General features: G+C 63.0%; 8 protein-coding genes. 6 read left to right on the forward strand and 2 right to left on the reverse strand.

Going from position 1 to position 7,798, the window contains the following annotated elements:
• From EN991_RS14745 to EN991_RS14755, 3 genes are all read left to right on the forward strand, one after another.
• Nucleotides 1–1,740, forward strand: a 1,740-nt coding sequence (locus tag EN991_RS14745) for a 3-hydroxyacyl-CoA dehydrogenase NAD-binding domain-containing protein (protein ID WP_127369026.1), incomplete at its 5' end; no start/stop codon positions are given.
• A gap of 82 nt (nucleotides 1,741–1,822) precedes the next feature.
• Nucleotides 1,823–2,473 (forward strand): helix-turn-helix transcriptional regulator, encoded by a 651-nt coding sequence (locus EN991_RS14750; RefSeq protein ID WP_013533656.1) that lies wholly within the window; start codon nucleotides 1,823–1,825, stop codon nucleotides 2,471–2,473.
• A gap of 9 nt (nucleotides 2,474–2,482) precedes the next feature.
• Nucleotides 2,483–3,334, forward strand: coding sequence for a thermonuclease family protein (locus tag EN991_RS14755; protein WP_348629878.1), 852 nt, complete (start codon nucleotides 2,483–2,485; stop codon nucleotides 3,332–3,334).
• Here the strand turns inward: EN991_RS14755 and EN991_RS14760 are convergent.
• Nucleotides 3,300–4,946 carry a lysine--tRNA ligase gene (locus EN991_RS14760; RefSeq protein WP_063170009.1) on the reverse strand — a complete coding sequence of 549 codons (1,647 nt, stop codon included), beginning with the start codon at nucleotides 4,944–4,946 and terminating at the stop codon, nucleotides 3,300–3,302. The genes EN991_RS14755 and EN991_RS14760 overlap by 35 nt on opposite strands.
• A gap of 165 nt (nucleotides 4,947–5,111) precedes the next feature.
• On the opposite strand from EN991_RS14760, the gene EN991_RS14765 reads away from it, so the two are divergent.
• Entirely contained in the window at nucleotides 5,112–5,519 is a 408-nt protein-coding gene (locus EN991_RS14765) for a tellurite resistance TerB family protein (RefSeq protein WP_013533653.1), read from the forward strand.
• 12 nt (nucleotides 5,520–5,531) lie between these two features.
• On the opposite strand, the gene EN991_RS14770 is transcribed toward EN991_RS14765, so the two are convergent.
• Complete coding sequence (locus tag EN991_RS14770) at nucleotides 5,532–6,380, reverse strand: transporter substrate-binding domain-containing protein (RefSeq protein ID WP_063170010.1); 849 nt, start codon at nucleotides 6,378–6,380, stop codon at nucleotides 5,532–5,534.
• A 249-nt stretch (nucleotides 6,381–6,629) separates the two neighbouring features.
• Between EN991_RS14770 and EN991_RS14775 the strand changes: the two genes are divergently transcribed.
• Together EN991_RS14775 and EN991_RS14780 are read left to right on the forward strand one after the other, a co-directional pair.
• Nucleotides 6,630–7,361, forward strand: coding sequence for a LuxR family transcriptional regulator (locus EN991_RS14775; RefSeq protein ID WP_024503165.1), 732 nt, complete (start codon nucleotides 6,630–6,632; stop codon nucleotides 7,359–7,361).
• Nucleotides 7,362–7,457: 96 nt separating this feature from the next.
• On the forward strand, nucleotides 7,458–7,798 hold a 341-nt coding region (locus EN991_RS14780), incomplete at its 3' end, for an acyl-homoserine-lactone synthase (RefSeq protein WP_127369027.1).

Genomic DNA, 7,798 nt, shown 5'->3' on the forward strand with positions numbered 1-7,798 from the left:
GGCGGCACCCAGCGCGTGCCGCGGCTGACCGATCAGCAGCAGGCGTTGCAGATGCTGACCTCCGGCCAGACGCTGTCGCCGCAGAAGGCCAAGTCGATGGGCCTGATCCATGAGATCGCCGAGCCGGCCAGGTTGGTCGAGACCGCCAAGGCGATGATCAGGAATGGGCTGAAGCCGGTGGCGCCATGGGACGAGAAAGGTTTCAAGCTGCCAGGCGGCCAGATCTATTCGCCGGCCGGTTTCAATCTGTGGCCGCCGGCGATCGCCATCCTGCGCCGCGAGACTTATGGTAACTATCCGGCCGCCGCCGCGATCCTCAAATGCGTCTATGAAGGCCTGCTGGTGCCGTTCGACACCGCCTTGCGCATCGAGCAGCGCTATTTCACCGAGATCATGCAGACCAGGGAAGCGGCGGCGATGATCCGCTCGCTGTTTGTGTCGCTGCAGGAACTGAACAAGGGCGCCCGCCGCCCGGCCGGCGTGCCCGAAACCAAGTTCAAGAAGATCGGCATTCTCGGCGCCGGCTTCATGGGCGCCGGCATCGCCTATGTCACCGCCAAGGCCGGCATCCCGGTGGTGCTGCTCGACCGTGATCTGGAGTCGGCCGCCAAGGGCAAGGCGCATTCCGACAGCCTGGTCTCGGATCAGGTCAAGAAGGGCCGCGCCAAGCCGGAGGACAAGGACAAACTGCTGTCGCTGATCACGCCGACGGCGGACTACGCCGACCTTGCCGGCTGCGATCTGGTGGTCGAGGCGGTGTTCGAGGATTCGGGCGTCAAGAAGAGCGCCACCGAACAGGCGGAAGCCGTGTTGAAGCCATCGGCGATCTTCGCGTCGAACACCTCCACCATCCCGATCTCGTCGCTGGCCAAGAATTCGGCGCGGCCGAAGAATTTCATCGGCATCCATTTCTTCTCGCCGGTCGACAAGATGATGCTGGTCGAGATCATTTTGGGCAAGAAGACCGGCGACAAGGCGCTGGCCACCGCGATCGACTTCGTTCGCGCCATCAAGAAGACGCCGATCGTCGTCAACGACACGCGCGGCTTCTACGTCAACCGCTGCGTGCTGCGCTACATGTCGGAAGCCTACAAGATGCTGATCGAAGGTGTGCCCGCGCCGATGATCGAGAACGCGGCGAAGGCAGCCGGCATGCCGGTCGGCCCCCTGGCACTGACCGACGAAACGGCCATCGACCTTGCCCAGAAGATCATGAAGCAGACCATCAGGGATTTGGGCGACAAGGCGGTCGATCCCAAGCAGATGGCGCTGATCAACACCATGGTCGACGATCACGGCCGCTTCGGCCGCAAGAATGGCAAGGGTTTTTACGATTATCCGGCAAAGCCCGCCAAGAAGAAGCTGTGGCCGGGCCTCAAGGCGCTCTATCCGCAGCTTGCGCCCGAGAAGGTCGATTATGAGGAGCTGCAGCAGCGGCTTCTGGTCACCATCGCGCTGGAAGCGGCACGGGTGATGGAAGAAGGCATCGTCACCGACCCGCGCGAGGCCGATGTCGGCTCGATCCTCGCCTTCGGCTTCGCGCCCTATACCGGCGGTGCGCTGTCCTACATCGACGGCATCGGCGCCAAGGCGTTCGTCAAGATCGCCAGAAACCTGCAGAAGAAATACGGCGCCGAGTTCAAGGCGCCCAAGCTGCTGCTCGACATGGCCGAGAAGGGTGAGAGATTCTATCAGCGCTTCGATCCCTATGCGAAAGGCGAGACCAGGAAAGCGGCGTGAGTAAGCCTTGCACTGTGGACAAGATGGCGGTCCGGGGTTAGAACAGGGAAGGTATTTTTTCCTGTTCAAAGGAGAGCGACACATGCTCTCGCATGACCGTGTCTGGGCTGCCATTGATGCTCTTGCCGAGCGCTATTCGCTTTCGGCCTCGGGGCTGGCCAAGCGTGCGGGGCTCGATTCCACCGCCTTCAACAAGTCGAAGCGCCTGTCGTCGGATGGCCGGCCGCGCTGGCCCTCGACCGAATCACTGGCAAAGATCATGGAGGCAACGGGCGCCTCCCTCGACGAATTCACCGGTTTGATTGAAGGTCGGGCCGGGGCCAGCCATGCGGCTTCGGTCGCCCGCCGAAGCTCCGTGCCGCTGCTCGGCTTTGCCCAGGCCGGCGCCGGCGGCTTCTTCGACGATGCCGGCTTTCCAGCCGGGCAGGGCTGGGATCTGATCGAACTGCCGACGCAATCGACCGAGAGTTCCTATGCTTTGCAGGTGCAGGGCGATTCCATGCTGCCGCTCTACCGCAATGGCGACGTCCTCATCGTCGAACCGGGCGCCGTTACCCGCAAGGGCGATCGCGTCGTCGTCAAGACCACATCAGGCGAAGTGATGGCCAAGGTGCTCGAGCGCCAGACCGTCAGGTCGATTGCGCTGGTCTCGCTCAATCCCGATCATCCCGACCGCGATATTCCCATGCGCGATGTCGAATGGGTGGCGCGGATTGTCTGGGCAAGCCAATAGGTTAAGCTGGTGCGGCTTCTCCATCACGCGCTGGCGGTTCTGATGGTCCCTGTGATGGCAGCCATCGTCGTCACTGGCGGTCGCACTCTGAAAGGTAGTGAAAGCGTCATCACCGTGGACCAGCTTGATCCGGGCGCCGATGCGATGGCGCAGCAGGCTGCCGGGACGCTGCCCGAGGAGCCGGCTACATCGGCCATTGCAGCTCCGCAGCCGCCGAAGCCGGCGACGCATTCGAGGGCGATCGATCCCGAAATCGTCGCGCCGCCGGAACTGCCCGCCGACGGGCTTGAACGGATCGAGCCGCGCGAGCCGCTGAGCAAACTCGCGCTGGCCGTGCCGCCCAAGCCGAAAATGCCTGACGACTGGAACGGCACAAAGCTGTTCCAGCCGGTTGCGCCGGCCGCCGGCTTGATCGAGGCGAAGGGCTACTCGGTCGCGGTTTCCGGCATCGACATCGTCAGGCAGGACGAGATTTGCAGCGAGGACGGCAAGTCCTGGCCGTGCGGTGTCCGGGCGAGGACAGCGTTCCGCGCCTTCCTGCGCGGCCGCGCGGTGGTCTGCACGGTGCCGCCGCAGGGCGGCCGCGACCTGATCGCAGCCGAGTGCCGGATCGGCAAGCAGGATGTCGGTCAGTGGCTGGTCGAAAATGGCTGGGCGCGCGCCGCCAAGGGCGGCCCCTATGTCGAGGCCGGCGACAAGGCGCGCACGGGCAGGAAGGGCATTTTCGGATCGGCGCCTGATCTGTCCGGCATGCCGGCGATGCCGGCCGCGCCAGGCCCGGCACCTCAGGCGCCGGGTTCGATCCTGGAAGAGGTCGACGGCGTGCTCAAGCCAGCTGACCAGCCAGCGCCCGCTCAATGAGCGCACGCGTCTCGGCAACGCCGTAGAGTGCTGCGAACGAGCCGAAGCGCGGGCCGCGCTCCTGGCCGATCAGCACCTGGTAGATCATCTGGAAGAAGGCGCCCGATACGCCGGGGCCGCCTTCCGGGCTCTGCTTGGAATGATCCTGATAGCGCTCGATCCTGCGTGCGACGTTGAGCGAGGCGTTCTGGATCGCTTCGCCGCTGGCGTCCGCCGGCAGCGCGCCAAGTGCTTCGTCGAGCGCTGCCAGCGCTTCGCGCTCGACCTCGTCGGCGGGCCGGAAGGTTTTCGTCGGCTTCACGAAATCGTCGAAATAGCGGATCGCATGGCCGACCAGCCGGTCGAGCTCTGGATGCGTCGCCGGCGTCACGCCTTGCGTATGACGTGAAATGAATCCCCACAGCACATCCTTGTTCTGCGCGTTGGAAGCGCTGACCAGATTGAGCAGCAGAGAGAACGGCACCGGCATGTCGATCGCGGGCGGGTTGCCGTCATGCATATGCCAGACCGGGTTGCCCAGCCGCTCCTTCCAGTCCTGGCGGGGATAGGCGGCGAGGAACGTGTAGTATTCATCCACGGCCCGCGGGATGACGTCGAAATACAGCTTCTTGGCCTGCCGCGGCCGTTGGTACATGTAGAGCCCGAGGCTTTCGGTCGGCGCATAGGTCAGCCACTCGTCGATGGTCAGCCCGTTGCCCTTCGACTTCGAGATCTTCTGGCCATTCTCGTCGAGGAACAGTTCGTAGACGAAATGCTCCGGCGCCCGTCCGCCCAGAATGTTGCAGATACGGTCGTAGACCACCGCATTGGTCTGGTGGTCCTTGCCGAACATTTCGAAATCGACGCCAAGCGCTGCCCAGCGCATGCCGAAATCCGGCTTCCACTGCAGCTTCACGCGGCCGCCGGTGATCGAAAGCGTGGTCTCGGTGCCCTCGTCGTCGAAGGTGATGGTGCCGGCTTTGGCGTCGACATGCTTCATGGGCACGTAAAGCACGCGGCCGCTCTTCGGCGAGATCGGCAGGAACGGGCTGTAGGTCGCCTGCCGCTCGGGCCCGAGCGTCGGCAGCATCACCGCCATGATCTGCTCATAGCGCTCGGCAGCGCGCTTGAGCATCGCGTCGAAACGGCCGGCCTTGTAGTATTGCGTCGCGCTGGCGAACTCGTAGTCGAAGCCGAACGTGTCGAGGAAGCGGCAGAGCATCGCATTGTTGTGGTCGGCGAAGCTCGCATAGTCGCCGCCGAAGGGGTTGGGGACCGACGATAGCGGCTTGTGCAGATGCGGCTCGAGTGCGGCGCGGTCCGGCACGCTGTCGGGTATCTTGCGCATGCCGTCCATATCGTCGGAAAAGCACAGCAGCTTGGTCGCGACCTTGTCCTGCGTCAGGACACGGAAGGCATGGCGCACCATCGAGGTGCGCGCCACCTCGCCGAACGTGCCGATATGCGGCAGGCCGGACGGCCCGTAGCCGGTCTCGAACAGGACTGTTTGCGGAAAGTCGGCGCCTTTGTAGCGCTCGATGATCTTTTTGGCTTCCTCGAACGGCCACGCCTTGCTTTCGGTCGCGGCCGCCAGCAGCTCGGGGTTGAGATCGATGATGTTTGATCCCGCCATGTCACAGTTTTCCAAATCATCTGCCGGCCCGAAGGCGGGCCGCAGCAAGGGTTTTTCAACCGGTCTCTAGGCGTGCAGCGCCGGAGCGTCAACGCGTGCGGCGCTTTTTCCTTGCGGTGCAGAACGGGCGTTCCTAACTTCGAGGCCCGGTTCAAGGAGAAAAAATTGCCGACACCTCATGAAGCCCTGATCTATCTGATGGTCATCACCTCGGCCTCCGACCGCGACATGACCGATGTTGAACTGGCGCGGATCGGCGAGGTCGTCCGCTCCTGGCCGGTGTTCGAGGACTTCAACCACGACAGGCTGGTCGGCGTCGCCCAGGACTGCCAGAAGCGCCTGCACGAAAAGGATGGGCTGGAGGGCGTGCTGGCCGAAGTCGCCGAGGTCTTGCCCGAGCGGCTGCGCGACACCGCCTATGCCGCCGCCTTCGAGGTTGCCGCCGTCGACCTCGAAATGCGCATGGAAGAGGTGCGGGTGCTGCAGCTGATCCGGCGTCAGCTCGATCTCGACACGCTGACGGTTGCTGCCATCGGCCGCGCGGCCAAGGCGCGGCTGCGTACCCTGACCTGAAAGTCCTTGGCTTTAGAAAAAACTGACGGGGAAATAGCGCAGATAAAATTCGGCGAACGTGCCTTTCATTGAAATTTCCTGCAGCGCGTAGTCGATCGCTGCGGCCAGCGCCGGATTGTCCGCCTTGGTGGCGATGGCCATGCCAGTGCCCAGATATTCGGGCGCCAGATAGGGCCCGCCGGCAAAGCGGCAGCAGCCCGCCGCGTCCGAGCCGCCCAGCCAGAAAGCCAGGCGCATGCCGTCGCCGAAGGCGGCGTCGACCTTGCCGGCCTTGAGATCGGCATACAGTTCTTCCGGCCTGTCGAAAGGGACGACCTGGACCGTGTTGAAATAGTCGCGCAGCATGCGCTCATGCGCCGAGCCTGATATCACGCCGACACGCTTGCCGTGCAGTTTGTCAAAGACGGGCTCGGTCAGCGCCTTGCCCTTCGGCATGATGAAGCGCGCCGGAAACTGCAGATAGGAGCGTGAGAAGGCGTAGGTCGCGCGCGATTCCGGTGTGGCGGCGATGCCGGCGATGATCGCCTCGCCTTCGCCTTTCCGCAGTGCGCCTTCCAGCTCGGCCCAGGGCAGGGCCTGGATCTGGCATTTTTCGACAATGCCAAGCTCGGCGCAGATCGCGCGTGCCAGATCGATGTGGAAGCCGGACAGCTTTCCCGCACCGTCGAGGAAGTTGAAAGGCGGGAAGTCCGTGGTGGTGAGGAATCTCAGCCGGGGCAGCTTCGAAAGGTCTGGCTTGGGCAGCCGCTCCTTGGCATCCCACAGCACCGGAACCTGAGGCGCCGCGGCGCGCGCACCGTCGGCGAACGACAGCAACCCGATCAGCATCGCAAAGGCGAAGGACCTCCACCGGAACGCCAAGATAAAACTCCGCCACAGTCGTGCTCGCACCGGTTTTGGTACGAAAATGGTACAGGCACAATGGTTTTTGATTTCAACACGCCGATTTCAGGATATGATTTAGCCGGTTTGCAAATCAGCTTCGGTCGCCTCGATGAGAGGGAGCCACAAAATAAGTATGCGATTTGCAATCCGTGGTCGGTGGCGAAGTGTAGATCAGGCACGCATCATTGGCCGCAATGCACAAGGCAACATGGGGTTGATGTTGCGATGGGTCAGTTCGATCGCACGCTGGAATACATAGACCAACTGCAGCACGCCGCAACGGCGGCGGCGGTCTGCGAAAGGCTGCTGGGCATAACATCGGATTTCGGTCTCACCGCACTGATGGCGGGAACCGTCCCGCAGCCAGGCACGCCGGCCGGCCAGCAAAAGCAGCATGTGCTTCTCTGCGATTGGCCTGGCGAGTGGCTGGAGCGCTATGTCGCGCGCAACTATGTCGATCATGACCCGGTCGTCAGCCATATGAAACAGTTGCAGGCGCCCTTCCAGTGGCACGAAGCGTCCCAAGGCATCCGCATAGACAAGAGCAGCGGCGAGGTGATGGGCGATGCCGGCGCCTTCAAACTGCGCGATGGGTTGGCCTTTCCGCTGATCACGCTCGACGGCCAGATCGTCATGGTGTCGCTGGGCGGCGAGGCCGTGGAATTGTCCGCCGCCGAATTCGGCCAGGTGTCGCTGGTCTCGACCTACGCGGTTGGCCGCGCCATGCAACTCCACACCATGGCGAACAAGACCATCGATCATATCGTGCTGACGCCGCGCGAGCGCGAATGCCTGCAATGGGCCGCCGTCGGCAAGTCCGAATGGGAGATTTCGCAAATCCTCGGCATTTCCGAACACACCTCGGAGAAACATCTTCTTAACGCCAAAAGCAAACTAGGTGCCGTCAACAGGGTGCAGGCCGTCGCGGAAGCGATACGGCGCGGCTACATTAGTTAGGTCGGCCGTGCCGACCTGAAATCCTTGCCTACGCGATCACGCAATTTTCTCATCAAAGCACGGCCGTATCTTCCTCTGAACGCAGGAGACGGCGGAATGCTTTTTTCCCTTACAACCCAGGAATTGATGGAACGTCCCGACCTTTGGGAGGCCGTCCATCGTTTGCGCTACAAGATATTCGTCGAGGAGATGGGGTGGGATGACCTCAGGCGCCCCGATGGGCTCGAACTCGACCAGTTCGATCACGACGAGGCGGTCCATCAGATCGTCATCAGGGGCGGTGAAGTGGCGGGTTATCAGAGGATGTTGCCGACGACGCGGCCACATCTGCTGACCGAGGTCTTGACCGATCTTTCCGAAGGAACGCCGCCGTCGGGTCCAAACATCTGGGAATTGACCCGCTATGCGGTGGCTCCCGGTTTTCGCGATGGTCGTCG

Origin of the sequence: Mesorhizobium sp. M7A.F.Ca.US.005.03.2.1 (assembly GCF_003997795.1) — a bacterium.
Lineage (GTDB): Bacteria > Pseudomonadota > Alphaproteobacteria > Rhizobiales > Rhizobiaceae > Mesorhizobium > Mesorhizobium ciceri.

Excerpts from the sequence above, each read along its gene's own strand:
- EN991_RS14750 (WP_013533656.1), top strand. The coding sequence starts at position 1,823 with ATGCTCTCGCATGACCGTGTCTGGGCTGCCATTGATGCTCTTGCCGAG.
- EN991_RS14760 (WP_063170009.1), bottom strand. The coding sequence starts at position 4,946 with ATGGCGGGATCAAACATCATCGATCTCAACCCCGAGCTGCTGGCGGCC.
- EN991_RS14775 (WP_024503165.1), top strand. The coding sequence starts at position 6,630 with ATGGGTCAGTTCGATCGCACGCTGGAATACATAGACCAACTGCAGCAC.